This is a genomic window from Enterobacter sp. 6722112 (assembly GCF_058661685.1).
Map to the genome: position 1 here is coordinate 158,899 of NZ_JBZWGR010000008.1, position 26,624 is coordinate 185,522.

Sequence of the window (26,624 nt, forward strand, 5' to 3'; positions counted from 1 at the left end):
CATTGAGCAGGTATTTTCAAATAGGCAGATTAATGATGCGAGGTGTGGTTCGCTAGACGGTTACGAATTGGTTCATAGACTCTCCAAATAAAAACGGCCACCCCCGAAGGGATAGCCGTTTGTCGTTTCACTTCCTGTTAAGCTGCAAAAGCAGTCAATGACCGCTCCATCAACTTAAACAGTGTGCGTTGCAGAGCTGCCGCATCATCAATGACAATGTTCTTTTGGAACAGTCCTGACACTGCGGTAGTCTCTACCCCTATGCCGATCACCTCAACATCGCTTCGTTCACAGAGGTCAATCACTGAGCGACATGCCGGGGCGCTTTGAGGCTGCCCGTCAGTCACTACGATCAACATTTTTCGCTCTTCACGGGTCTTGGTGAGTTCAAAAGCTGCATACCACATAGCTTCCGCCATAGGCGTACCGCCAGTTGCTTTGAACCCAAACCGACCGGCCCGATTCTGAACCGTATCTCCATGCTTCACGACACTGAACACTGGCTGGTTCCGGTTGCCACCAAAAAAGGTGACTGCCGGGTTTACGCCGGGTATTGCTTCCAGAGCCATCGAAATAGCCAAGGACGCTTCCCGCGCAATGTCTTGACGCTCCTTTCCATTGGCGGCCTTGTAGGCCATCGAGGAGCTCATATCAACCAGGATGTGAACCGCCGTATTAGGGCGTTTCTTGGCTTCCGGCTTGAGGAATACGCGGGTATCACCCGTCACTACACGATGTAGTTTCCGAGCATCCACACGCTTCCCTGATCGTTGGTTACGGTGAGCAACTCGCTGGCTGGCCTGGACCAATCCGTAGAGCTGCGTTCTTATCTTTGAAGTGGTGCTCTTCACATCCCCTACCAGGCTTTTGCCAACAGCAGGGTTGTCCTGGGTGTTCACAGCAGAGCGAACAGTCATATAGCTACTGTCCCCCTTATCTTGAGCCACCCGGTTGAGCTCGGCTTTAAGTGCATCATGCGCGTCACCACGCAAATCACCGGCACCGGCATTCAGAACCTGCTGGAGCATTTTGGCCGCGTCTTGTTTCGCCGCGTCAGAATTGCCACCAGCCTGGCTTTGTCCTGCCTTGCTGCCACCATCAGTATCCGACTTGCCTTGGTCGCCCTGTCCTTTCGGATCAGATTTCCCGTTAGCATCGTCTTGCTTCTGGTCTTTACCTTGCTGATCACCACCATTGGCATCAGGCCCTTGGTTTTGATCGTTACCACTTCCGCCCTGACTGTTCTGAGGTTGGTTGCCACCAGCATTCTGCTGGTTGTTACCATCCTGACCATTCAGGGGCTTTTGCTCTTCTTTCTCCTTTTCCTCCTCGATCATCTTGATGATTTGGTCGGCCAAGGATGTCACCTCTGCGGTTGACTTAGTGTTCACAGCCTTACGCAGTAAAGCGTTCAGCCGAACAACAACACCCTGAGGGAACACGCGCTCGAATACGGGGGTAGCCGAATCGAGATAGGGTTGAAGGACGGATTGCCCTACAGCCTTGGTTTGCAACCAGTACAAACAAAACCCTGTCAGAATGGAGGCAGGGGCCTCTTTGTCTGTGACGTGCTCGTAATGACCAGCTTGAGCCATATAGCGAGCAACCTCATTCAGGGTCTGCGACGTACCGGGGAAGAGTTCCATCATGGCCCGTTCTATGCGGCAGTCCTCCAAAACGTTGGACAACTCAGCATGAAGACCTCTGCGGCGCTCAACACCAAAGTCCGTAAACCGGACATGGGCTGCTTCATGGGCCAAATACCCCCAGACAGCATCCATGTGAGGATAGTCGTCGGGGATATTCGGAACCACGATGGTCTTACCATCGGTGTATGCGTCATCGTTACCGATGGCGACTTTGACACCGAGTTTTTCACCATAGGCTGCGGCCACGATTGGTAGAGCGCTGTAAATGGTGCGTTTTTTGGACATATCTTTTCTCCTGGTAGGGAAGGAGATAGTCCACCCCTGGAGGGAATGGCTATCCCCTCCGGGTCGGTTTAGTTGAAGTGACTATTAGAAGAAATAGTCGCCATCGTCGTCAGTTTTAGGCAGCTCCTGGTTGAGAGGCTCCTCTGTCGGCTCCTCTTGGACAGGCTCTTGCTCTACCGGAGTTTCCTCAGGCAAAACCGGCTCATCCTCAACATCAACGCGCTCTTCTCGAACCACATCACCGGCATTGGATTCATCTTCCGATTCACCCTCGCCTCGTTCTGCAAAACTCTTGAAGAAGTTGTCGATGTCTTCATCCAGGTCAACAGCGTTACCACCGCTGTTAGTCTGTTCTGATTGAACAGATTCAGTACCACCTACCTGTTGCTGCTTGGTTTCGCCACCCTCTGTTGCAGGGATAAGCTCACCGGCTTTATCGCTTTTCTGTTCGGCCTTTTCATCTTTAGAACGGTCCCCCATCTGGGCTCCCGAACCGCCAATGTCATTAGCCATGCCCTCTACAGTAATCGAGCCATTGGCATACTGCTCGATGCGGTCCCTCTCGCTCATGATCAGCACTGCGGCCACGACCTGATAAAAGAAAGGCGCAACGATGTTTCGGCCATCGGCATGTTGCTCGTATCCCCGGAGGGTTTGGTCGAGCAGCTTGACCAGAGGGTTAAAAGCGCTGTTCAGGAAGCTAAGCCCATCCACCTTGTCGCGGATGTTACGGAGTGTCTGCCGAGTAGTGACCGCACATTGGTCTCGACCGGCCAAACGTTCCATATAGAACTTATTCGCTTCCTGAACCACTTCGGAGATGAGATCGTCACCCAAGCGCTCAACCTTGCGGTTAAGGCGTTTGGCGTTGGCCTCATCTTCGTTCACAGGCTGGATCATGAACACCTGGTACTCAAAGCCAATCCGCTCCTCGACCGTTTCCTTTGGAAGGGCTCCGGCACGGATAGCTCGTTCATACTCAGGGTTCTCCTGACACCATTCATCCACGGCTTTGTTGTAACCTTTGATGAAATCCTGTTTCAGTTGGTTAAACTGAAAGTTTATGTCATTCAGCTTGTTACAGATTTCATCGGTCTTGCTGACGGGTACGGCAAATCCGTTCATGAACGGCATACCGAATTTCAGCAGGAGGCGACGAGTTTCTGTTTTCAGGCGATGAAAGCCTTTCAGCTTAGCCGGATCACAGATCTTCTTACTTCCCAGTTGAGCTACTTTCTCAGGTGGAATTTCACCACCCTCGCCCAGCTTGAGATCAGATGCAGACAAACGGGTTTGTCCACTCCAGATGTCAAAGTCTACGTGGATAACACAGAGGCTTTGTAGATGGTTCACTTTAGTCATGATGCACTCCAAAAAGTTGGGGGCGCACCACGTCCCGAACCGGGCGGATGCGCCCGGTTGGGCTAGTAAATTAACGTTAATTTGCTGTTTGTTTTTGGCGACCAGCTATCGCACTTTTCGCTCTCCGAAGAGAACAAAATCTTGCTTTCCGTTGGAGACTCCCAGAATCCCCAAGGGAAAGCGGGGGAAAATCCCCCACTCACCAGTAGAACGTCTCTACTTCTTCCGGCAAATCATCAAGAGGAGCAAGCACGTCCTCATCAACAATGTACCGTGGCTTCACAGAGCCAGTAACCGTTACACGGCACCGCTCTGATGACTTCTCTCTGTACTGGTCAACATCCTCAGGCTTCACGCCTGACGCCTTATCAGCCAACAGCTTTTTGTAGTCTACCCGGCCAGCCGCTTTGTATCTCGTTACCATCACACCGCAGTAGTCGGCATGGAAGTATTCCCCCATGAGGGACTTCATGGTGTCGAGATGAGGCTTTTGCCTTTCTTGAAGCTCAGACAGTCGCTGTTTCAGCTCCTGAATCTCAGCATCATAGAGGCGGTATTCCTCAGCAGCAGCAATCCAACGGTTGACCTCTTCACCTTGCGGTATGTACAGGTCTCTCTCTGGATCTTTGTCGGGCTCCTTCTTGTCTACTACCTGTTGCCAGAACTTTTTAGCCTCGGCCAAGATTTCTTGAATCATGGCTTCGTCTCGGAGTATTGGAAACTCCTGAATCTGACCTTCAAAGTAGAAGACTAACCAGCCTTGCTTGGCCCCCGTTACCAGGAGCTGGTGTTGCACCTGCGGGTAATAAAGCTGGTATGCCTTGCTGTTTGCTTTCTCAGCACAAACATCTTCCCAGACAGTCGCACTCGGGCTTTTCAGCTCGACGGGCTCCCCGTTATCTCTCAGGCCATCCAGGGAGGCCCTCATGAGCGGGTATTGAACCGATTCGACACAGGCGGGGAGCAGCATGTCATCATACTTCTCCTCGAAAGCGCGTCTTGCAGCATCTTCGTTTTCTATCCCCCGGCGAACCAGCGGATTAAGACTCAGATCGACTTCACGCGCATACCCAGTCTTCTCGGCCCACAGTCTCCATCGTGTTTTGTACGGAGACCGATTGAGCAGGATAGCGGCGTCAGTGGCTGTTACACCTTGACGCCGCCAATCAAGCCAATCTTCCTCTCGTTGCGATAGGTTGACTATTTTCATGGACCTCTCTCCAATGGTTAGGAGGGAGATCTCCCCCAGCGGGGGAGTCCCCCCCGTTGGGGTTAGTAGTAACTGCCTTCCGCGCCCTCCTCTTCTGTAACAGGGATCATGTCCTCGTCACTCAAAGGCGGCATTTCTTCGGCACCAGGTTCAGCATTTGCAGAACCACCAGCGGCGGACTCTTGCTCGTGCGCTTCCTGGTAGTCAGGTTTCGGAGGCTCCATTTGATCCATCTCCTTGTCACGAAGGAATTGAGTCGCATATTGCAGTTCCGAACCTTCATACCGTCCCTTCACATACTCATGCGCCGCAGACCATGCGTTTTCAGCAATGGCGCGATTTGCGAGTTTGGTTAGGATCGGGTCAAGCTCTTTGTGCTCAATAGCCAAAGGCTCTTGGCTTTGAACTTGAGATGGTGAAGGGAGATTGGCAATAGCCGGGTTAATGGCCGATGCCTGCTCCATTTCACGGATGCGTTCAGCTTCATCCTGGTCATAAATACCAGAGAAACCAAATGCGACACGAGAACACTGGATCAGCGACTTGTGCCGGAGTTGACGCTTGGTGTGCGTTTGCCAGGGGCCATCAACAGTGTAAGCACCATTGCGACCTTGACCCTGAAACGGTTCACGGTACACCTCATCAATGAACTCCTTGATGCGGATAGGGCGAGATCTGTCCTTACGGTAAATCACGCATTCAATCCACTCAGGGCAGTCAACTTTCGCCCCCTGCATTCTGACCATCTTGTCCGAATACACGAACTCGACGCCATCATACTGGGGATGCTCGTTGATGATGCGGCTCCAACCATCAACACCTACTACCGGAATGATCCCATTTTGCTTGTCAGGAAACGCATAGATTTCCCGAGTGAAAGGGTTCAAACCGTACTGTTCAGCCACGATCAGGAGCGTCATCATCTGCTCATCGGTCGGGGCACTTCCATCTCGCTGCTTGAATGCGGTCGCCTTCAAAGTTTCATAGAACTTTCGGGTGTCCACGCCAAACCGGCTTGCGATACGGGTTACAAGAGATTTGTTATCAGACATGGTGTTTCTCCAATTCACGAATGAACGGTTTGAGGACACCATGACCCCCTCGGGGCATGAGTGCCCCCGTGGGGTTTAGTAAGAGTTGGCGGTGTTACCCGCCAGCCAAGTGGTGCAGCCGCATGAATGGTGTCATCATCCCAGCCATCAGGAGCGGGACCATAGCCTCCGCCCATACCACCTTGCGGTGCTGATTGCTGCACAGGAGCAGATTGCGTACCGGCTCCTGTACGTTGCCCTTTTTGGGGCGCTGCACGTTGAGAGTTGTCCTGAGGTGCATTTCCACGACCACCAAGCATCTGCATTTCAACGCAGTGTACTTCGGTGGTGTAGCGCTCGATTTGTTGGCTGTCAGTCCACTTCCGGGTGCGGTTGCTCCCTTCGAGATAGACTTGGGAGCCCTTTTTCAGGTACTCACCAGCGACTTCTGCCAAACGACCTTTAAGCACAATACGGTGCCACTCAGTATGCTCTCTTTGCTCGCCAGACTGCTTATCGCGCCACGTATCCGTTGTTGCAACGTTGAAGTTGGCAACGGCAGTTCCGCTTGGCATGTAGCGAATTTCCGGGTCAGAACCGAGATTACCGACCAGAATTACTTTGTTGACGCCTTTAGACATCATGACCTCCAAGTTATTTGGAGAGGGCCAACGCCCCTTTCGGGGAGCAAGCCCCCGTAAGGGTTAAAAAAAGTGATCCTCTTGTTCGGCGTCGATCTCTGCCAGGCGAATCAGCTCAGATACAAGGCCAAGCCTTTCTGCATCTGCTCTTACTTCGTCGTAGCTGAAACCAAACCGTTCAATGAGGGGTTTTAGTGAATCAAAACGCTCGTAGTCGAAGGTATCACCCTGTTCATCACAGAATGCCACCAGCGGCTTCTCTACGTTTGAAAAGTCATCCGCGAAACGCTGTTGCAGGTAAACCAACATCAGCAGGGGTTTGTGACCATGTTCCGGGCGGAGTTCACCAGCGCCTTCCAGCGTAGCTGGATGGATAGTGTTTTCGCCTAGTCCAGTGCTAACCCCAAGCTCATAACCGCTGTCAGTACGCATCAGCACACTGGGTAGCAAGTCATTTGAGCCTTCGCTCCGAGCAACCTCAAAGCCGATTAAACCGGCTCCTTTGGCAAAAACCCCAGCAACAAAACCTTTGAAGAGGTTTATGTCACCTGGAGGTAACTCAGAGGGCGGAGATAACAGCCAGTTGAGAGATCCCAAGCTGGCTGTTTGTCCGGCTGAAACATTCCCCCCTTCCAGCACCGTCTGTGTCTCTGCGTTTACCAGCACCTCATCCAGAAAGGTGTACCCCTGGCTGAGAAACTGTGACACATACTGGCTTTCTTTGTCCTTGTAGGACATTGGGATCGTGTCTGGGCCGTTAGCTTCAAAAGGTCCTTCGAGCTTTGTCTCAGACCAATTTTCAGCTTTCCCATCAGTGACGGTTCGGCGTAGCTCGACCATCGTGAATTGGCCTGGCTCCGAGGAGCTGGGCTCCCGGAGCAACTTGTAGCCAATGAAGACTTCTATTGTGGTTTCGTCATTGCCCCACTCTTTAGCAGTGTAACGACGGCACAAACAGTCATTTTTCTTCATGCGTCACCCCTTAGCGCCATTGGTCCCCGAACACATCCTTCGCAACACGCAGGATGGCTTCACGCTCCTCTTTGGCCGCACGGATAAGCAGAGCTTGATCCAGGGCGTATTCAAGAGCATTTGGGGCACCACGGAACGCTAGAGACAGTTTCGCCCAACGCACCAACGTCCGAGTGGACATGGTGACGCTGATCTGACCATCTTCACCGTTTTCGCCAAGAAACAGTTTGCGGACCTGATTAGCAATCCGAACCATTCCCTTCCGCACATTTTCCGGAAGTTTCGGAGTAACACGGCCAAGAATGCTGAGTTCAGCTTCCTCATCCGCATACCCTACTTTGGTGAAACGATAGCGATCCATAGCTGCGAGGTTCTGCATCATCACCCCCTGGTACAAACCAGAAGCATCACCGGACCCCGTAGAGTTACCAGTAACGACCACACGAAACATCGGGTGCGGCTTGATGATTTCCCCGCCATTCTGAGCGATCACAAGGGGACGCCCTTCAAGGACATCGTTGAGACCAGCCAGCTCGGCAGGGTCGGCCAAATCCACCTCGTTGATGAGGAGCAGATGACCTTCACGCATAGCGACTGCCAGAGGTCCATACATGAACTTCATGACAGGTGGTTGACCAGGCTTTTCCGCGACCAGAGCGTGATGTCCAATCAGATCTGTCAGCTCCATCCGCCCGTGGGCAGTGATTTGCTGAACAGGCCAGTTGAGACGACCAGCGATCTCGGTGATACCTGAGGTTTTGCCAGACCCGGTAGGGCCGGTTACGAACAATGCGTCACCGCCAGGCTCTTTGAGATAGGCCAAGACCTCTCGCAGAAACTCTTTGCGGAAAACGTAGTTGGTATCAGTGGCAGGGATGAAAGGGTTTGAACCGTCAGCGTAGCCGATGGCCGTTACCTTCTCCGGAATGCTGGGCATACCGAAAACCTTGCTTACTGAGAATTGAGAGTATTGAGACATAGGTGCGCTCCTATTGTGACAGGCGCACCACGTCCCGAACCGGGCGGATGCGCCCGGTTGGGCTAGTAAATTAACGTTAATTTGCTGTTTGTTTTTGGCGACCAGCTATCGCACTTTTCGCTCTCCGAAGAGAACAAAATCTGCTTACTGATGGTATTCACCATGAGTAAGAAGACTTTTAAGGAGCGAGGAGAGTAGCCTCTCCTGGAGGCCACTCCCTCAATGGACGAACATCACCACATCGTCGTTTTGACCAATGACCCCGGTTTCTTTGGCCCACTTCACTGCTTCACTGTGCGCCTGGTAGGAGCTGGAATACAGTTTCGGATCAAATTTCACCTCGCGTCCATCAGCCAGATAGATGATGCCTGCGTGATCGTCGTAAACATGAAGATTCTGTTGCATTCGACATTCCCCCTGTAGCTTGTCGTCAAAGCCAACTGACACCAGAAGACTTTGAGGACAAGCCACAGAGGCTTGACCAGAAAGAGAGGGGTTGCCCCCTCCCTTTGCGTTGACTATCAGCAGTAACCGAACGATTCAGCGATTCTCACGAAAGGACGAGAGATTGCCCAACCAGTAGGGATACACAAAGCGATGATAGCGATTTCCATGATGTTGCTCCTAAGCAAAAAGGGGCAACATCCCCGTCGGGGTATGGTTGCCCCGATGGGTTTGAAAGTGTCGAAGATTACTCAGCGACAGTTATTACCAAACAAGTTCCTTGCCCTTACGAAGGTAAGTCGGGATTTCGAGATAATCCCAGTCAGGTTCTTGTTTAGCGACTTCTTGAACTTGAGTTACCTCAGGTTCAACGACTGCTTTGGCTTGTTCAGCCTTGGCAGCACGTTCTTTGATGACGGCCTGTACAGACCGCATTGCAGGAACTGCGAATTTGTTCCAAAGGAACAAACCGATACGCTGGAACACTTTAGCGAGAACGATGAAGGAAAAAGCAAATGCCTTCGCGCCTACGTACAGTGCGCCCAGAGATGCAAGCAGAACTACAATGAAAGTGATGATGTGCATGGTGTTGCTCCTATGTAAAAAAACAGGGGCAACACCCGAAAACCGGGAGAAGCCCCCGGCTTGGGGTTAAGTAATGCCATACGGCATAAGACTAGATGCTGTTTGTTTTCGGAGACCAGCTATCTCACCTATAGCCGCAGAGCGACTAAGATGATTCAAATATAGCTCACCTTTGCTAAACAGAAAACGCTGTAACTGTCCATTTTGGGCACTTCGAGAGGTCAGGTTACAGATTGACCGCATTTATCCTTTCCAGTGCGTTTATCTGTACCTCAAATTTAGGAGTATCTCTAATGGCAGAAGCACAAGTAGCACTGGACACAAACAACGACCGCAGCAACCACTACTCTCGCCCTGTTTTCAAGCAAGTTCTGAAAGTAAACAGCCTCCAAGCTCAGCGCGTCATGGAACGCAGCTTTGAGCGAGTTTCCAACTCCCTGTTCTCCATCGACGTGATCCTTCGCATCATCGGTGAGCAGGACGAAATCGACCAGGTTGAAACCGTCATCCTGGAACACATTTCCAAGGTCTCCGAAGACCTGGACAAAGCTACCGCCCAGCTCAACAAGCTGATGGAAGACAACGGCATCGACATGATGCCCGGCTACACCAACCCGAATGAATACACCATCGAGATCAACTCTCCTCAGGTTGCTCAGTTTGCACACCTGATCCGCAAACTGGATACCCTGATGGGGATCGTTGACACTCTCTGGCTGAACACCGTACTGACCAGCAAGCAGCGCACCGACGCCACTTACCAATGGCAGCAACGCCTCATCAAGCTGGCCGGTCGAATCATCGGCATCGAGAAACGGGCTCGCATTTCCGCCCACAGCAAAGGCAAAGAAGGTGAAGTGGCCGAAGCCGCTCCGGAATCTGCAACCGGCGACAAGGAAATCGCAGACGAAGCCGAGAAAACAAAAGCAGCATAACCCAGCCCAAACCTTTGCCCCTCGCCCGAGGGGCTTTTTTTTGTCTTTTATGGTTGCATTTTTTGATGCTGTGATATTATCGAAGTAAATCAGATTCAACTCAGGTAAGAACGGAGAACAACATGAAAAAGGCTTTAATCACCACCGTGGCTCTGGCTGTAGCAGCTCTATCTGGCTGTGCATCCACCAGCAGTTACGAACCCACAGCGTACAAAACCAATCACAGTCGCGCTTACAACATCGCGGAGGCCGGTGGCCTGGTAACAGGCATCCAAGACGCTTCTGTTCCGCGTGACAAGCTGGAGCGTCTGACCGACACCAAAACGTTTGGGGCAGCCTACGTGCTGTCTGGCTACATGTCCCCTCAGCTCGGAATGACCGACTGGCAAGGTGGCTTGGTCAACCTTGCGAACTGGGCTATCGGCCCCAAACAGCATGGCGCTCGCAATAGCTTGATCGCTTGGATGCCTGCTAACGAAGCAGTTTCACCGGCAGACGCTCAGGCCAAATTTCTTTCACATGTGAAAGTTTCCATTGAGTCAGCGCTGACTGATTTGGGTGCCAATTTCACGCTTCTGTATGACAAAGATGGTCGCCTAACCTATCAGTTCTACAAGAATGAATGGGGTTGCCCGACGTGGGTGAACGGACAAAGTAAGGTAGCTGACATGTGTTCCGTTAAGGTGAAAATCGTGGAGCCTCGCCTAGGGTCAGCTCCTAATTTTGTCTCTGGCGTTCAAGGTACAGCGTATGCCTTCACATCAGGCCATGAGACCGCATACAACTTTGTGAATGTCGGTAATGGGGCAGCAAGCCATGCTCCTCAGCAAGCGATCTACGCAGCTATTAGCAAACAGCTACCAGCTTGGGCCTACCTCTACCTTGCTCCAAAATCGGTTGAGCTGGATAATGGCGAAAAAGTTGCTTTCCCTTACCTTCTTGATCAGGGAAAAGCAGAGTTATTTGTTTACCCAGAAGCGTAATCAATCTACATGAGAAAGGGGCCGAAAGGCCCCTTTTTTTATCCACCACCACCAGTTGGCGCGCCTGTTTGAGGGTCTATGCTGTTTGTCGCCTCTTTTCGCTTCGCGTCAATATCAATCCCTTCCAACCGCTCCAACGCCCTTTCCTGAGCATTCTTCCGCGTCCCGTCAATATTGAAGTCATTCCCTGCTCCAGTCAGCGAGTCGAGATTTATTGAGGCCGGATCAGGGAATTTACCGTTCTGCTGTAATATCCCAAGCCACTCATCCAAATTAATTTTGCTCCAATCAATTTCGGCAATTTTATCTAGTGGAATCCCTTCACACTGAGGATTTTTGGGGTCTCCAAAGTTCTGCCCCAATTGAGGGCGAACCTGTTCTTGTATAATACGAGAGAGCGGAGAATTGAAGCAGCAATACGCTTCTCTTTTTTCAATACAAGCGCCCAACACCTTAGATTTACAATAAGAGCCTACATAGGTGCAATTCTTGAGCGCTCTTTTGGCGTTCATAGTGAACTCTTCTTCCTCGCACTTATAAATCATCTGGATCATCACCATCGCAACGACATAGACGGTATATATCGTCATGGCAGTGCTAAGCCATGTTGTCGCAGTCTCCATCATTGCTTCGGCAGCTTGTTCAGATGCTGCGGCAGCCGCCTGCTCTGTTGCTGCATCTTGGCCTGCTGATTTCATGACATCCATCATCACTTCTTTGACTTGCTCTTTGAGCTGGTCAATGAGTTGATCAACAAACTGCTCTACAGGCTGGAAGAACGAATCAACAGCACCTGAAACGTTCTCTATATAACTTGTGAACGGTTTTGTGACTTCTGTCCACCCTTGAAGGGCAGGTTCCCTAAGTACCTGATAAGCACCTTTAAGCGCATTACCATCAGTCAGCCCCATCACTGCGCCATCGAGCTTTGGAACGGCCATTATTAGGTTCAGATAATCGGCAAGAGATATATTGGTTGGCTTTTCACAGCAATCAGAAACTCCCCCAACAGCTATCTTGCATTCGCCAGCTTCCCCTGCAAAAGCAGAGCAAATAACGTTTTCATCCCCGGTAGGATTGTCATCCCCATCTTGGCCTGTGCAGCTCATATCCTGCGTCATGAATTGGGCTGCATTGAGCAACGCAGTAGCGCGAGCAAAATCAGTGCTTTGTGTTTTGGTCAAATCAAGGCAGTCATCTCCCATGCAGCGTATAGGCCCACCGCACTGGTACTCAGTTTCCTTTTCCAAGGTCGGAACAGAAACATCTGTACCACAGTCATAAGTATCCTCGTGGACGTAGCACGTACCAGAACTTCCCTGAGCACCATCAACACATTTGGAACTGATGAAGCCGCACTGAGGGTTTTCTTCATATTTCTGACAGCTATCGAGATTCCCGCCCGTGTTTACCGGACAGTGCGTTTCACCTTGAGGGTCTGTCCAGCAGTCCATTTGCCCCTTATAAAAGTCATAGTCAGCTTTAACTCGAACCTTTTTGCATAGTTTTGGAATACCAGGCAAAGGTGACGGCTTGAGTTGAGATTCGCAAACTTTGATCCCATTGATGACTGTGCAGCCCGTAGCATCAGTCGGGTCATCTATACATGTGATCTCGCCTTCCGCAAAACCATCTACAACCCCTTTGGCTGAATCCATGCAGCTCTGTGGAGCCCACTCATCCTTGGTAATGGCTTTTGATGGGTCATAGCGTAGCTTTATGCGGCCAAAACCCTCACCTGCGCCAGTTACTGAAACGCGGATCTTAAACGTAACAACATCACCATCTTTCACATTCTTGAAATAGGGAGTGACATCAATATTAGGGTTTCGCTCCCAACTTGTTGACAATTCACATCGGCCAGCCGTTTCTGGAGGGAAATTGCCGTCAGGGCCGGACCATACTTTAGTTTCCTGACCTGATTTACCAACCCAAACTTGCATGTAGTCATCCCACTTGGCGTACTCAAGAGTTGCAGACACTATGGCGTCTGGATTACTGACTTGGACCCGCGTGTATTCCTCATAAATCGAACAGTTGCCACTCCAGTAGTCGTTACCAACTCGGCCAATCCACAACTCAGTACAGCCTTCTCCACAAGATTTGAGGTTATATGGACCATCATAGTGCTTCACCACAGAGGCATCGTAGTCATGGACAACCTCACAGTCCGCGCTTTGATCTACAACACGCTGACACCGTTCATACTCTGGAATGTGGGCGTTGATAGTATTCTGATTGATGGTTGTTTCGGCAGAACAATCCCCAAAGCCACCTGCGATGAGGTCCATATCCTCATAGGTCTTTTTGCTTAGATTTAGTACAGGGTCATTACTGAAATCAGGGCGTGATCGATTAGAGGCATCGAGAAGAACCTTGTATGCCGCACCAGAGATTGATGGATTAGCACTATTGGCATCACTCCACAGCGACCCTTTTGCATTATTCCCCACGCTGTCCATGTCATCGCCAGAGTCGTAAATGCCTTGCAGACCGCCCACATCAGGTTTATTGGCATCAGGGAAGTAATAACTATCAGGTTTATTGTTGGTCCCGCTCGTTCCGGGGAATAGATCATTGACATTAATCTGACTCCCCCCGTTCATTTGGAATTGACCGTCTTTCAACGTCGGCATAGAGATTGTGCCATCTTGCACAGTCCCCGAGCTCGACTTGAATGAGTTTGAGAGGTTTTGTCCGAAAGCCTGGGCCTCTTTACCCACCGCTGTGATGTCCTGGTCTTGGCTACCGTTAGCGTAGGAATGTATCGGCAGCGCAGACATGGTTACTGTCAACAGCGAGGCCACAGCTTTCATAAAGTAATTATGACTTCGCATTGTGTTCTCCATTTCAACCTTCCCATGCTATCTGAGAAGACAAGGGCCACCTGTACGTGTAGTGGCCCTTTTGGGGCATAATCTAAAATGCCCGTGCAAATTCGTTAGGGTCTGCTCAATTGTTACAGCAATCATTCCATCGCCAGATGGTGTAAATAGGGTCTTGCCCAATTGCCGGTATAGTTCGCGCCAGACCCCACGTAAGAGTGGATTCGCCAATTACGTGAGATGAGTTTGTCTCTGGAACCGGATGCAATAGCGTGAATTTGTACTGCGTTTTGGGTAGTGTTGGGCTAATAACACCTCTACACATAGCCTCAGAACCCATTGTCTTCCACGCTAACCCCCGGCGATGCAAAGCAGCCAGAACCCTTGTGCTAAGAAGACTGCTATCGCGGATAACACCTTTTCCACCATTCTGGTTGCCACTAAATGGATACAGGGTGCCCCATGAACCAGCACACCAGAAAAGCTGTTTTAAAGGTTTTCCAGCGGTTGATGAGACAGCATCAGCAGTACACGCAGCCGCCGCAATTGGGTTTGCTACTGCCGCCGCCTCTGGATTGGTAAAAAAAGCGAGCTCATCATTGTTCCAGGTCGGGTCGAGCTCCGACATGTACATGATGTCGAGATCCATATACCCATCAGCATTACAGGTCTGCTTAATAAATAAATCGAGCATCACCAACAGAGGAAACGCATAGTAGTGATAGTGCATAAAAGAACCATCACCACCATCCATGTCTCCCATGCCATGATGCCCTTGGTTAGTCCTATCAAACGGGAACCTGACACCATTCAAGACAGATGAGCAGCCAGGCACTCTCTGAAATTCAACAAGCCGTGCTGGCTCCCACATAGAAGTGGTGACTCCAGGCCGAGGGACCCCTAGATTATCCTCGCACATACACAGAGGGTTGCTTACGGCTTCACTCGGGAATGATCCGCCTCCACCACTTATAGGAACCCCTGCTACTTTGATGGGAAAAATACAGCTCCAGCAGATGTCAGTAATCAGTTTTCCGCCGATTACTTCCGCATTCTGGCACCCAGGGTCAGCCGATACCGAACGAACCCAAAAGACCGCGCTAACGGCAATGACCCGTAGAATTTTTTGCATCATGGTAAGGCCTTTACGTAATTCAAGTGTTTCTCCATGACAGCAGGCTTCCCGTGATAGAAACCTTGTTGCCATGACAGTCCAAGTAATTTGGCGCTCTCCCCCAATGGGAAGCTCTCCACCTGCTCAGCAATGAGCTGTATGCCTTTTCGGCGGCAGTGGAGGATGGCCGAGTAGTCTTCAAGCGACCGCAGTCTTCTCGCGTCAAACTTGCAATAGTGCCAGTCATAACGACTCAGGCGCTCCAGCGAAGAGTTTTTGTCTCCATAGTCATCCAGCGCCAGCTCAACCCCTATTTCGGTAAGAGCCTCCCATCTCAATGCGAGAGAGGCATCCTGAATGCCCTCGGTAATCTCGATGACAAGCCGTGATGAGTGATTCTTAGCAATGTCGCGGACAACCCTCCACCACGCTTTGAAAATGACGTCTGATTGCAAAGTATGTTCAGAGACATTCAGAAAAAGAGCTGGGTACAGATCCAAGCAATAATGAAGGTTGTCCTGAATGAACCGTGCCATCTCCATATCCACCAGCCCCCAATAAGGAGGTGATGACAGAGAGGATGGTGTAAGAACCCGGCCTTCGTCGTACCAACGAGCCAGTACCTCAGCAGCGACAAACGAACCTGTGCCGACGTCTTTAATTGGTTGGAAAGCCGGGGCAAAAATCATTCACCGCCCTCCTCAGCAAGTTCGCGGACAACAAACTTCTTGCCTCTGGCAGTAATGACGCTCGGTGTGTGCTCCAGCTCGAACCGGGTAATCAGATCTGGCGTCAGCAGATATACCGGCGCGTCAAAGTTGTCGGTGACACTCTTGTAGGAATCCCAGCCTTTGTCTTTGTCGAACTCTGTGGCGATATAGGTAATCCGTTGTACGCCAGGTTCCTGCTTAATTTCAGGCAGCTTCTTGGCGAGCAGCTCCATTTGCTTTTTGTCCAGCGGGTCGAAAACTACGACCGCTTGGGTAAATGGCCGCGTTCCAGGCTTGCAAACTTCCTTCGGATCGCACAATGGGTTGATCACGTCACCCGCGTGAGCGAACACAGTGCCATCCGGAGTGCTGATGTCACTGGTGATCATGACGCTAGGGTCAATTTCTCGTGTTCGAGATTTTGGCGCTCTGGGCAGCTCATTGAAATTCTGCTTGGTCCAGAAGCGCTCTATAGCCTGTTTCTTCTTCTCTTCCCAGTCGATATTGGCAAGGCGTTTCTTGGCAACATCAATAAGGTCTGGCTCACTGATTTTCTCCACCGGCCCCTTAACGCCGAGATCGCCTTTTTCTCCGTTATCCACTTCCCGAGCCAACCATACCGGGTCGGACAACCCGGAGACCTGGGCGACGACGTTTGGTTGTTCGCCAGGCAGCGGCTCATCCTCCAGCATCACAATCGTGGGAACGGCTGTGATGTTGTACGTTTTGAACAACGTAGGGTTGATGATGATGTTCGGCACTGGGTCTTTTTTGGCCGCGAGCGCCTGAATAGCTTTAACTCCCTGCCCCAAGTTCATTCCTTCCGGGATGCCACGGAACACAATTACAGAATCAGGCTGGCCTGACACCGCCGTTAGGACGTCATCTAACCCCTGTTCGCCAAGAGACAACGAGGCGAAAACCAGTATCCGATGGTCAGAGTAGATACCCTTTTCAGCCTGTTTCCGGTGCATCTCCTTGAGCGTTGGGTTAGTAGTTTGGAGCTGCTTGAAAAATGCCTTGGCTTCGGCCTGAGCCTCGTCCATGTGTTGGTTTTGCAACAGAGATGGCATTTCCATCTTCTGGGCCTTTTGGGCAATTTGCTTTCCTTTCTCAATAAGCGCCTTATCCTGCTCTGTGAGCGGAGACTCTTGAGCGTATGCCCCGCCAGCCACAGAGAATATCAACGCCACCAGAACGCTCTTAGAACAGGGGATATGCGCGGCCAATGATCTGATCATTTTTCACAGTCCCCCAGTAACGTGAGTCGAAGCTGAATGGGCTTTTGCCCATAAACCAGTAGTTATTCTCTTTCAGCGTGGTCTTGCCGTAAAAGTGGCTCTCTGGCAGATGTAGTTTCCCTGCGAGCTGGAGCCCCTCTCCGACGACATCACCATTGACGGTGATCTTCCACTTATCGTTGATCTCGACTTTATCCCCCGGCATACCGGTGAGGATTTTGACCATGCGAGTCCCGTCCTTGTAGAAAGGCTGCATGTTCTTGGCTTGGAAGGCGTAAACAGCTCCCCTCTCCAGAGTTTGGTCGTTCAGATCAATGAGGAAGAAGGTGTAACCCGGCAGGCACTTCTCCTGTTGTGGATCAATGCCAATACGGTAGCGGCTGGCAAAGGCCGCACCAGCAGCCCAAAGAACCAGTAGTGTCACACCGGCCTTAACCCCGAAGCGCTTCCAGGATTCCTTTTTGACGAAATACTTCTTGAGTGGAAAATTCATTTCAGCACCTCATCAGGGAGGTACACGTCACTTGGAGCACCGACGACAGCACTTGCGTCAAGGACCAAATAACCTGCGTCTTTCAACTTCAAAATTGCGTCATTGGTCTTGACCATCAGTCTTTCAACTTCCTCCTGAGAGGCACCAGCGGGATACGCCGACGCCACTTTAGCGAAGTCAACCACGACCACTGGCGGGGTTTGATTCAAACGCTGATGGATGCTTGCCGTTTGTTCGCTCATCACGTAGTAGCTACCGCCGAAGCCACCAGCGGCACCGAGAATGGCGGCGATTGCGATTGATTTAATGTCCATTACTGTCTCCCTGGTTATGCAGCCTGCTGACGGCTTCGCATCACGGCCTTGATTGCCTCAGGAATGCTCATGCCTTGTTTCACAAACTGGTCGATGGCGTTAACGTCCACCGGATCGGTCGAATAAAGCAGCTTCTGGAAGTCGCCCACTATCAAGCGTCCGACGCCCATGCCGCTCTTCGATTTGATAAAGATTTCTGAGTACACGCCCTGGATGGTGTGTACCGTCTTGAGGGTGTGGAACCCGCCCTCTGAAAGGGTCAGACGACCGCTACGTTTAACAGATTCCACGGTTTCTTCGGTTTGGCCGAGCAAGTACATGCTGGCCGAGTTCTCCGCGATGGCGCGGCCCACTGCGTTCTCATAGAGGTCGTTGATGGACTGCGTTGCAATGACAACGGAGCCACCGTACTTACGGAATTTGCGGTAGGCATGTTCCATGAAGACCGAGACCTCGCCCTCTTTGAGCAGGTCCCAGGCCTCATCCACGATGACGACTTTCTTGCGGTTACGTTCACCCAGGAATACTTCTTGCTGGATCTGGTAAATAAGCTGGAGCAGTACAACCTGACGCAAGTGCTTACGCCCTTGCAGTTCATCGAGCTCCAGTACAGTGAACTGGTTCTGGAAGCTGACGTTGTTCTTGCGAGAGAAGTATTTCCCGTAGCTACCTTTCGACGTAAAGGCGTAGAGCTGCTGACCAATATCCTTGAGGCGCTGGTCGTTTTCTTCTTCCAGACAGCGCTCAGCGATGTCGTCAACCTTCATCTCTTTACCTTTCTCTTCCCACAGGCGAGAAAGGACCTGTTTCAGCGCAGAGATTTGCCATTCATCCAGCAAGCCTTTGGCCGACGCCATTGCACAAACGAGGCTGACAATCGCGTCTTCTTCGTCCTCGTAGTTCTGTATGAGCTCGAACGGGTTGAGGCAGACGTGCGTTCCTTCTTCAAAGTGAACGAAGTCGCCATTGAGCATTTCCGACAGCTTCTGGTAGGACTTACCGGCATCAATAACCCAGACCTGAGCACCCTCGGACAAGTAGGAAAAAATCAGTTCGTTGGTAAGGAACGATTTACCCGAGCCGGATTCGGCTGCGATCACCAGGTTTTTGTTGGTATTACTGTCGTGAAGAGACAGACTCATGAGCTGGCCGTTGCGGGAAATCAGCGCTGCATGATAGGTCCCGGTCCCCTTCCATTCCCCAAACACCGGCAGGACCACAGCCGCCTGCTCGGTTGTCATGGTCTTGTAGCGGAATAGGTCTCGCACTGCATCCCGGTCTGTACAGAATGGCAGGCAGTTGAGGAACATCGGCAGAGCAACGAACTTATCCTCCATCAGCTCGAACCGAGATTCACGCCAGATGTTTCGTGCGGCCATCGCCGCCGCTTCAACACGTTCTTTGGTTGGAGCAAATAAAACCACCGAGTAGGTGATCTTGACTGGCTTAGCCCCCTCTTTCATGGACTCATAGAGAGTGTCGAAGCTCTCCTTTTTGTCCGCCAGCACCGGCACGAATTTGAGCATCGGCCCGTAGGCTTGGTTTACAGTGAACTGGCGTTTGCGCTCCAGAGTGTTTTTCGTGCTTTCTGCCTCAGGGAAAAACACATTGGTCACAACCATGTAGTTTTCTTTGATGCTGGAGTTGCCGCCGCTGAGATCCCCGGCATAGGTCAACGCATCACCAAAGTAGAAAACGTCAGGCAGCTTTTTCGCTGACATGACTTTCGCGTGGTAGTCCCCCAGCCTGATGCCGTTCTTGCTGACTTCCACATCAGTGCCGTAATCGAAGATTTGCTCGCAGATGGGCTTATCCATCTCCCAATCCACAGAGTCATGTCGCCATGAAGCATCCGGCCCCCAATTCAGGATGGTGCTCATGATCCGGATGTAGTTCACCGCCGTCATTGTGCGGGGACGCAGACCAACGGTTTGAAGCGATGATTCGACCTTCGTGCGAAGCTGTGCGAGCTGCTGGAGTTCGCTTTCAGTCGGGTTATTGTTCTTGATGGGGACTTTGCACGTAACGAACAGCTTGAGGTCTTGGATCAAGCCATTGTCGTAGATACCTTTGTTGGTCTTGGCAAATATGCGTTCTGTCGTGTGGTGCTGGAGGAAGTTAATCCGTTCCTTGATGACAGATGTCAGCAGCTCGTGACGGAAGCCATCACGCAACCCCATCATCCGGTACATCTCCTGATTGATGTCCGGGGAGCGGAACAGAACAAACTGGAGCGTAGTCTTCGACGGGAACTCCTGATTCAGGAAACCGTTCATTCGCTCCTGAACTTTTTCATCGGCACCACACAGGGGCTCACACATGAAACCAAAGCCTGCACTGTGGTCATCCATAAGGAAGACATGATCGTCTTCGTCATAGGCCAGGACAGGAATAATCCCGGCAGCTCGCAAGTGCTCCGGGATCAACGTTTCTTCGAGTTTCTTTTTGATGGTTACGATCATTCAACACTCTCCAACCATGATTTCAGGTTCTTCGGACGTCCTTTGCTGACACGACCATCCGGAGCAACCACGAACGGAACGCCCTCAATCCCAATGAAATGAGCTGTCAGCAGCGTTTGATCGTATTGGCCGGGGTCGCAGGTTTCTTTTGAAGGAAGGGAACCCAAGGTGTTGTTCATCAGCGCATCGAGCGCGTGGGTTTTGTCTTTCGCGCAGTACAAGTTCTTTGCCAAGCGGTTGGACTCAGCACCCAGAGCAGGAATCACGATAAATTTAAAGGTGTAATCATCCACCAGCGATTTGGCATCACCCATGAGCTGATGGCAAACCGCGCATCTAGGATCGACAAAGACCACCACCTCTTTGTCACCACGCCCCATCGAAACGGTGTTCAGCGTGTCCACATCCATGCCCATGCTCTTGAAGTGGATACGCTCCGCTACATCCCTCATTTGGGACATCGTGTTGAGGGGCTTCTTGCTCCACAGGTCGTAGATTTGTCCTGAAATAACAAATCGCCCGTTTTCAGAGAGGAACATGATCTGCCCATCACTTTGGACGGCTCGAACCCCTTTGATGGGTAGCTCTACGATGTCCTCTATCTTCGCCGCTCTGGGATCGGTGATTTCCAATTTCGATGACGCATGAGCCGTGCCGGTAATAATCCCGAACACCATCAGCGCCCCGAGTAATTTTGTCCGCATGTCTATCCCCTAAGATTGGATTACTGGATGCTGGGCAGTGTATCCGGGGGAGGGAAATAGACTCGCCTCTGTAATAGCCCAATTTGGACAATTCCAGCGCGATACAAAAAAAAGCCCGGTCTGAACCGGGCTTTGAGAGGAATGAACCTTAGTTCATGGTAACAGCTTCGGATTTGCCACCAGAGTCATCGACCCCAACCAGAGAGATGGTCGGCATCGTTTCATAGGTGCCCTTGCTGATAGTCACTCGATCAGAGCTGATGCTCTGCAACTCACCGGCAATGGTCCATTCGTAGGACTTCATGCGGCCATCGGTATCTTCGCAGTTCGCATAAACGATCCACGACCCAACGGTCTCTCGTGAGCTCAGGCTACATGCAGGCAACTTGTTCTCTGCCACATTGATGTTCACCTCGCCCTCAGCTTCATGCCCCATTTCTGAGGTTATTTTCAGCTTGATGCTGTGCTCACCAGCGCCCAGAGTTGCTCTGCCGTAGTAACCGCTGCTTTCCAACGGCGTACCATCTACCGAGTAGACGCGAGTCGAAATACGGTCGCGTGGGTGGCCGCCAGAAATGTACGGTCGCAACAGCACATCCAGAGGCTCACGCTCGTATTTGTTCGAGCCAGAGTATTGCAGGTCGATAGCATAGGGCTCTGCCTGGCCGATCTTGAGCGGTTGCTCGATCACGGTTTCATGGCCGCGAGCATCACGGACAGTCACCTTGATGTTGTAATCGCCCGGCTCATTGATCACAAAGGACCGGACAATATCCTGCCGCTGATCCTGAATCACTGCGCCTTCCGGCAACTCCCACTCGTAGGTCGGTTCTTCCAGCTTGCCGTTGAAGGCAATTGGCCGCACTGACGCGGTGATCGTCGCAGGAGCCACGTCAGCGTTCTTCCTGACCTGCATTCCGAAGCTCGGCCATACATACTGCCACACGCGGGAGCGTAGGCTATGCGAGGCTTCTGCACCCTGATCTCGGTATCCTTCGATCCAGGTGGTGTACTTCGTTTCTACAGTAGCCTGGTTGAGGTCAGTGTCCGAAGGCACGTACTCAGCAGTATCACCCTGCACAATTGAGCCATCAGGCAGCGTGAAGAACCCGTTCAGCTTCACGTCCATCCCACGGTAAGGCAGGCTGGTTTCGGCTTTGAACACATACTTCTTACCGGTCTCAATGACTCGCGGCCCTGTCACGTAAGGACGGGGGGCCTTCACTGCTCGGAAGTCAACTGCCGTTTTCGCAACTTCATAGGCATAGCCGTCATCAGCCGGTGCAGTGGCAGAGCGCACACGAGCCCACAGGCGGTATCGGGTTTCTTCATCGCTCGAAAGCGTGATGCTATCCCCTGTCTGCGCGTAGGTTTTGCCACCGTCAGTAGACCACTCAACAATGGCATTGCCACCGGAGATTGGCTCATCGTTCAACGTCAGGTTCGCTGTGTACTTGCCTTCACTTCCGACAAACAACGTGGTCGGGCCGATAACAGCAATATCAGGTTTGTCGTAAGCGACAACACTGACCGCTTCGGTGTACTTTTCCGCACCTGAGTTGACGTTCACCACCTTGGCCCGAACCTGGTACTCCCCCTTGTCGAAGGTCTTCACAAGCTGATACTTGTATCGATCTTCTGGGATGAACTGCTCCCAGGTTTTACCGTCGTCCTTACTGGTTTCCCACACAACCTGGCCGGTAGCCCGGAGATCCTGACGGTCGTCCAAAGATAGCTTGAACACAGCAGTGAACGGAGCTTCACCAGACAACTTGCGAGCCTCCACGCCAGCACCGATGGCACCACCACGAAGCACTGTCAAGAAGGCAGGTCTGATAGACAACTCTGTGCGGTTGTAACCCTCAACAGGGCTTTCCAGAACAGCCTCAGCAGCGATACGGACGGAGGAAGTATCCACACCAGACAGGTCTACTGAGAACTGAGCTTCACCGTTCGATGCTTCCGCATAATCAGTGAGCGCAACCGTCTCGTTGTAGGCCTTTTGCTGGATCAGGCGTACTTTCCACACCCCCATCGTGTTAGCGTCATAGTCACCATCAGGTTTGTACTGATCACGGATGAGAACCCTAACCGGCAATGCCTGGGTGTCAATCGCGGTATCACCTTTAACTTCAACGATAGGACGGATACTGTCAGAAGGTGCAGAGATAGCCCGGTAGACAACCTCAGTCTTCACATCAGGCACCTTGTTGTAGGCCGCGTTCACCTTGTAGGTGGTCTCCTCCCACAACGCTCGCTCATCGGTATTGATGCGGCGATACACCTTATTGGTGGCACCCCATCCCGGAGTGAAGGTCTCAGACTCAAGAACATCAGAGTTGCGCGATATGGCAATATCCAGATCAGCTCGTTCAGAGTTGATAATGGCATCACCCAGGTAGTTACCTGTCATCGGCACCAAGTAGATGTTGTCTTTGAAGTTGTAGTCGGAGGCTAGTTCAACGGTCGGAGCTGGTGGGTCAACCGCTTCGACATTGAAAGTCTCGTCGTTCAACGTCACCCGAGTGCCGTTACGGGTGAAAATACTTACCCGCCACCCCAGAGGGTGATCACCGTTCTCGGCCAGGGAACCTGACAACGAAGGAGATTCCGATAACGGGTCTTGGACCAGTCCATCGGGGATCTGCTGCCACTCGAACAGACAGGTGCGGCTTGCACTGCCAACAGCTTTGTTCGCGGCCTCGTTTTTCGCACGGTCAGCACTGAGAGTGATTGAACAATCAGGACCTTTGCTCTGCTTGAAGTTCACATCAAAGTCTTCAATGACGCGATTCACCTGAGCAATGTCATCAATCGGGGTGTAACCAACAGAGCCATAGGCAGTAGTTACCGTCAGGTTCTGAGAGCCAGACCCAACTTTTACCTTGGAACCGTCACCACTGAACAGGTACAGGCTGTATTCGACAGGTTGTTCACCAATGCTCACAGCCTGCCCCACCAGCCCGGCAACTTTCATCCCGTTGTTGTCCTGCGTAGTTTGTTCAGCCTCATCCGGAGTTCTGTCCCATTGGAGCAAACACACCGGGTCACGAATTGGGTCTGCGGCCATAGCCACATCCTCTTTCGTGGTGAACCGGCAAGGCACACCCGACTCTGGCAGGGCATAGATTTTCACCGGGTCAATAACCTGGCGAATTGTCCATGATTCAGCCGAGAGCTTGGCCGTCCCTTTCCAGGTATTGATGTCCACAACCAAGATGGGTGAGTTCGGCGCGGAGGTCATGACAAGAAGACTGGAAGAGCCGACCACATCAGGAACAGCCGGTTTAACCGGAATGCTCAAACGACCACCTGACGCACCGAAATCATGTTGGCTCATGATCCCCATTGTCTGGCCCGGCTCGATACGCACCCCATTCACCACCAGCGGCACTTTCGCATCAGAACGGAGGGTCGCAAACACGTCGTATGAACCTGTCACGACAGCACCATCACTGAGCGTCAGCGGCTTGGTCTCGATGATCCGCTTGCCATCTGCATGAACAAATTCATGAGTGACAGCGGGGACCATAACCTTGCCATCCATCCCATCCGCCAGCATCACCTGACGCGGTTTGTACTCGAAGCCAACCGCCTTTTGAACCGCGTTGCCTTGTGCGTCCTCACCGGAAACAGTCAGCGTGTAAGATTCCCCTTCCTTCAAAGACGGGAACATTACCGGGTACTCAAGGCGGAATCGACCTTTCGACTCCTCACGCCAAGACAACTGCACCTTGTCATCGGCTGGGCCTCCGACGAGGGCAATAGAGGTCAGCTTAGGACTCGGGTCGGCAGTATCAGTCAAGGTGATTACAACATCATCCAAAGACTGGATTGGTGCTCCATCACTGATCGATACGGTTAGTGTCGGCGCTGAATTATCTATGCTCATAGCATATTGGGAGCCAGTGAATACCTGCTTAACCTCATTACCGAAAGCATCTTTAGCTACGAGAGATATGCCGGTATATGTGCCCTCTGACAGATTCTCAGCAGAAAATGTGAAAAACCAATCATTTGTGCTACTACGAAGAACTTCAGTACGAGACAACGGACGTTCTTCGCCAGTCGAGGTTATCGCAGACGCACTTGAGTTGTTAGAAATAACCCACTGGTTAACACCCCAACCGTCAAATGAATCAGGCTCACGGAAATGAGCTTTAAAAATCCGCCCATTTCGTTCTAACCCAGCAATTTCAGGAGGGTTAAGGTCATAGCAGAACGTTGCCCCAATCCGATCAGACGGAAGTTCAGGCTTCCCTTCCGGTCGAGACCAATATCCAGGCCATGAACATGAGCGCCCACTGAACGATATATCCGTATCCACTTCTGCATAAGAAGCATTTGCCGGAATTTTAGTAGTAGGCAACCAAGATCCCCATAACTCCTGAGCGTAAGGTCTCGGCTCAACATGAAATCTCAGTTTTTTATAATGGTTAACTGAGCTCATATTAATGGTTTCACCGCGGACCCACTGACCATCATCCCTAAGATATTCAACATACTTACCGATGGGAGCCAAGCTAACCGATGGATCAGCTTTCACACTGACGGATGTATTACCAAGAGAGTTCATAACCCAGTCGTAAATAATAAACGACTTAGTTTTTGTCCCATGTTGCTGGAATACATCAGCTTGCGTCTGCCGATAATCATATGTACCGTCTTCGGCAATGATATTGCCTTCAATACAGTTTTTATAATCACACCAGTTACCGCTTTGAGCACCGTAAGGTGAAGAAGGATAGGAGTTTGTTTTGGGTATCCGGTAGAGCACCCTGTAGGTATCGGAATAAATGGTCATTCCGTTCTGATAAGGCGCAAAACCTGATAGGGCCTGACCATTAACCTTAAAAGTTGAGGCCTGCGGGTTCTTAGGGTCATACACTGCTACTGGCTCAGGATTCTCTCCAGACTTTGCACCTACTGAATCCCAAGCAATAGGATAGGCTATTGACCCTTTGTTCCCTGCTTTATCCAGGGCCTCGAAATGAAGCGTATATAGATCCTCCCCATTAGGGAACACAGTGCTCCAGTTCAACAACTGGCCTTGGCCGTTGGCGTAATTAACCGAGACAACAGGACTCCTCTTGCCTTTGCTATCTACAGCATACGCCTGTATAGAGGAAACCGAAGAACCGGCATCAGATGCAGACACATCTATACCTGAAAATCGGTTAGGACCTCGCAGTAGCGTTCCATCAGAAAGCGCCCGGTTCCATTCCCCTTTTACTGTCACGTTTGCCAAACTTGGCGCTGTCGTATCGACTTGAAGCGGGTATTCATCAGTCTGAACGGAACTTCCGTCTGACGCCAGTATTTCGGCCCTTAGTTTGTAGACTCCCTCGGAAGGAGCCGGTAGTTGAAGTTCCGCACCATAGTAGGATTTTCCACCCACTGTGATGCGATCAGTAGCCCCAAGAAGGTGGCTGGTCGCTGTCGAAACCACTGTTCCATCCGACCGAATCACCGAAATCTTTACCTTTCGGTCGATACCGGCACTCAAGGCAAACGAGATATTGCCCGTTGGGTTGGCATAGTTGGCATTCGGAGTCAGAGACCGTTGCGTACCATCTGGAGCCTTAAAGGTGTATTCCAGCAGCTCTGCATGAGCAGCACCAGCGGTAAGAACCGCCAGAGCCCCAAGCATCGCCGGAATTTTAGGCTTGAAATTGATCATCGCAT

General features: G+C 51.4%; 19 protein-coding genes and 1 pseudogene. 2 read left to right on the forward strand and 18 right to left on the reverse strand.

The window, feature by feature from the left end; translation table 11 throughout:
- Positions 1–137 precede the first annotated feature (137 nt).
- The 9 genes and pseudogenes from AC4OVU_RS24840 to AC4OVU_RS24880 form a co-directional block, all read right to left on the reverse strand.
- On the reverse strand, positions 138–1,934 hold the full coding sequence (locus tag AC4OVU_RS24840; protein ID WP_000039318.1) for a VWA domain-containing protein: 1,797 nt from the start codon (positions 1,932–1,934) through the stop codon (positions 138–140).
- 84 nt (positions 1,935–2,018) lie between these two features.
- Positions 2,019–3,296, reverse strand: coding sequence for a DUF3150 domain-containing protein (locus AC4OVU_RS24845; RefSeq protein WP_000170086.1), 1,278 nt, complete (start codon positions 3,294–3,296; stop codon positions 2,019–2,021).
- A 199-nt stretch (positions 3,297–3,495) separates the two neighbouring features.
- Entirely contained in the window at positions 3,496–4,506 is a 1,011-nt protein-coding gene (locus AC4OVU_RS24850; protein WP_000706865.1) for a YqaJ viral recombinase family nuclease, read from the reverse strand.
- A 62-nt stretch (positions 4,507–4,568) separates the two neighbouring features.
- Positions 4,569–5,558 (reverse strand): phage recombination protein Bet, encoded by a 990-nt coding sequence (bet, locus tag AC4OVU_RS24855; protein ID WP_001282585.1) that lies wholly within the window; start codon positions 5,556–5,558, stop codon positions 4,569–4,571.
- A 131-nt stretch (positions 5,559–5,689) separates the two neighbouring features.
- A pseudogene (gene ssb, locus AC4OVU_RS24860) lies at positions 5,690–6,181 on the reverse strand (single-stranded DNA-binding protein); the annotation flags it as partial.
- 60 nt (positions 6,182–6,241) lie between these two features.
- Positions 6,242–7,150 (reverse strand): hypothetical protein, encoded by a 909-nt coding sequence (locus AC4OVU_RS24865; protein ID WP_000739139.1) that lies wholly within the window; start codon positions 7,148–7,150, stop codon positions 6,242–6,244.
- 10 nt (positions 7,151–7,160) lie between these two features.
- The gene (locus AC4OVU_RS24870) at positions 7,161–8,129 is read right to left on the reverse strand and encodes an AAA family ATPase (protein ID WP_000085162.1); all 969 of its coding nucleotides are present in this window, start codon (positions 8,127–8,129) and stop codon (positions 7,161–7,163) included.
- A gap of 219 nt (positions 8,130–8,348) precedes the next feature.
- On the reverse strand, positions 8,349–8,534 hold the full coding sequence (locus AC4OVU_RS24875; RefSeq protein ID WP_001186917.1) for a hypothetical protein: 186 nt from the start codon (positions 8,532–8,534) through the stop codon (positions 8,349–8,351).
- A 303-nt stretch (positions 8,535–8,837) separates the two neighbouring features.
- Positions 8,838–9,158 (reverse strand): hypothetical protein, encoded by a 321-nt coding sequence (locus tag AC4OVU_RS24880; RefSeq protein ID WP_000547566.1) that lies wholly within the window; start codon positions 9,156–9,158, stop codon positions 8,838–8,840.
- Between the two features lie 293 nt (positions 9,159–9,451).
- On the opposite strand from AC4OVU_RS24880, the gene AC4OVU_RS24885 reads away from it, so the two are divergent.
- Positions 9,452–10,093, forward strand: coding sequence for a hypothetical protein (locus tag AC4OVU_RS24885; RefSeq protein ID WP_000796664.1), 642 nt, complete (start codon positions 9,452–9,454; stop codon positions 10,091–10,093).
- 122 nt (positions 10,094–10,215) lie between these two features.
- A complete protein-coding gene (locus tag AC4OVU_RS24890) occupies positions 10,216–11,076 on the forward strand; it encodes a hypothetical protein (protein WP_000709517.1) in 861 nt (286 codons plus the stop codon).
- Positions 11,077–11,114: 38 nt separating this feature from the next.
- Here the strand turns inward: AC4OVU_RS24890 and traN are convergent, their stop codons facing one another.
- The 9 genes from traN to AC4OVU_RS24935 form a co-directional block, all read right to left on the reverse strand.
- Complete coding sequence (gene traN / locus AC4OVU_RS24895; RefSeq protein ID WP_001256487.1) at positions 11,115–13,913, reverse strand: conjugal transfer mating pair stabilization protein TraN; 2,799 nt, start codon at positions 13,911–13,913, stop codon at positions 11,115–11,117.
- Positions 13,914–14,028: 115 nt separating this feature from the next.
- Positions 14,029–15,108 carry a TraU family protein gene (locus AC4OVU_RS24900; protein WP_001909285.1) on the reverse strand — a complete coding sequence of 360 codons (1,080 nt, stop codon included), beginning with the start codon at positions 15,106–15,108 and terminating at the stop codon, positions 14,029–14,031.
- Entirely contained in the window at positions 15,033–15,704 is a 672-nt protein-coding gene (locus AC4OVU_RS24905) for an EAL domain-containing protein (protein WP_001337754.1), read from the reverse strand. Before AC4OVU_RS24905 ends, AC4OVU_RS24900 begins: the two co-directional genes overlap by 76 nt.
- On the reverse strand, positions 15,701–16,966 hold the full coding sequence (locus tag AC4OVU_RS24910; protein ID WP_000621288.1) for a TrbC family F-type conjugative pilus assembly protein: 1,266 nt from the start codon (positions 16,964–16,966) through the stop codon (positions 15,701–15,703). Before AC4OVU_RS24910 ends, AC4OVU_RS24905 begins: the two co-directional genes overlap by 4 nt.
- Entirely contained in the window at positions 16,929–17,459 is a 531-nt protein-coding gene (locus tag AC4OVU_RS24915) for a S26 family signal peptidase (protein WP_001010738.1), read from the reverse strand. Before AC4OVU_RS24915 ends, AC4OVU_RS24910 begins: the two co-directional genes overlap by 38 nt.
- Positions 17,456–17,773, reverse strand: coding sequence for a hypothetical protein (locus AC4OVU_RS24920; RefSeq protein WP_000351984.1), 318 nt, complete (start codon positions 17,771–17,773; stop codon positions 17,456–17,458). The genes AC4OVU_RS24915 and AC4OVU_RS24920 overlap by 4 nt, the downstream gene beginning before the upstream one ends.
- A 14-nt stretch (positions 17,774–17,787) precedes the next feature.
- On the reverse strand, positions 17,788–20,235 hold the full coding sequence (gene traC, locus AC4OVU_RS24925) for a type IV secretion system protein TraC (protein ID WP_000637386.1): 2,448 nt from the start codon (positions 20,233–20,235) through the stop codon (positions 17,788–17,790).
- Entirely contained in the window at positions 20,232–20,939 is a 708-nt protein-coding gene (locus AC4OVU_RS24930; RefSeq protein WP_001259347.1) for a DsbC family protein, read from the reverse strand. Before AC4OVU_RS24930 ends, traC begins: the two co-directional genes overlap by 4 nt.
- A 148-nt stretch (positions 20,940–21,087) precedes the next feature.
- Positions 21,088–26,619, reverse strand: a complete 5,532-nt coding sequence (locus tag AC4OVU_RS24935) for an Ig-like domain-containing protein (protein WP_000606833.1) — start codon at positions 26,617–26,619, stop codon at positions 21,088–21,090.
- Between the last annotated feature and the right edge of the window lie 5 nt (positions 26,620–26,624).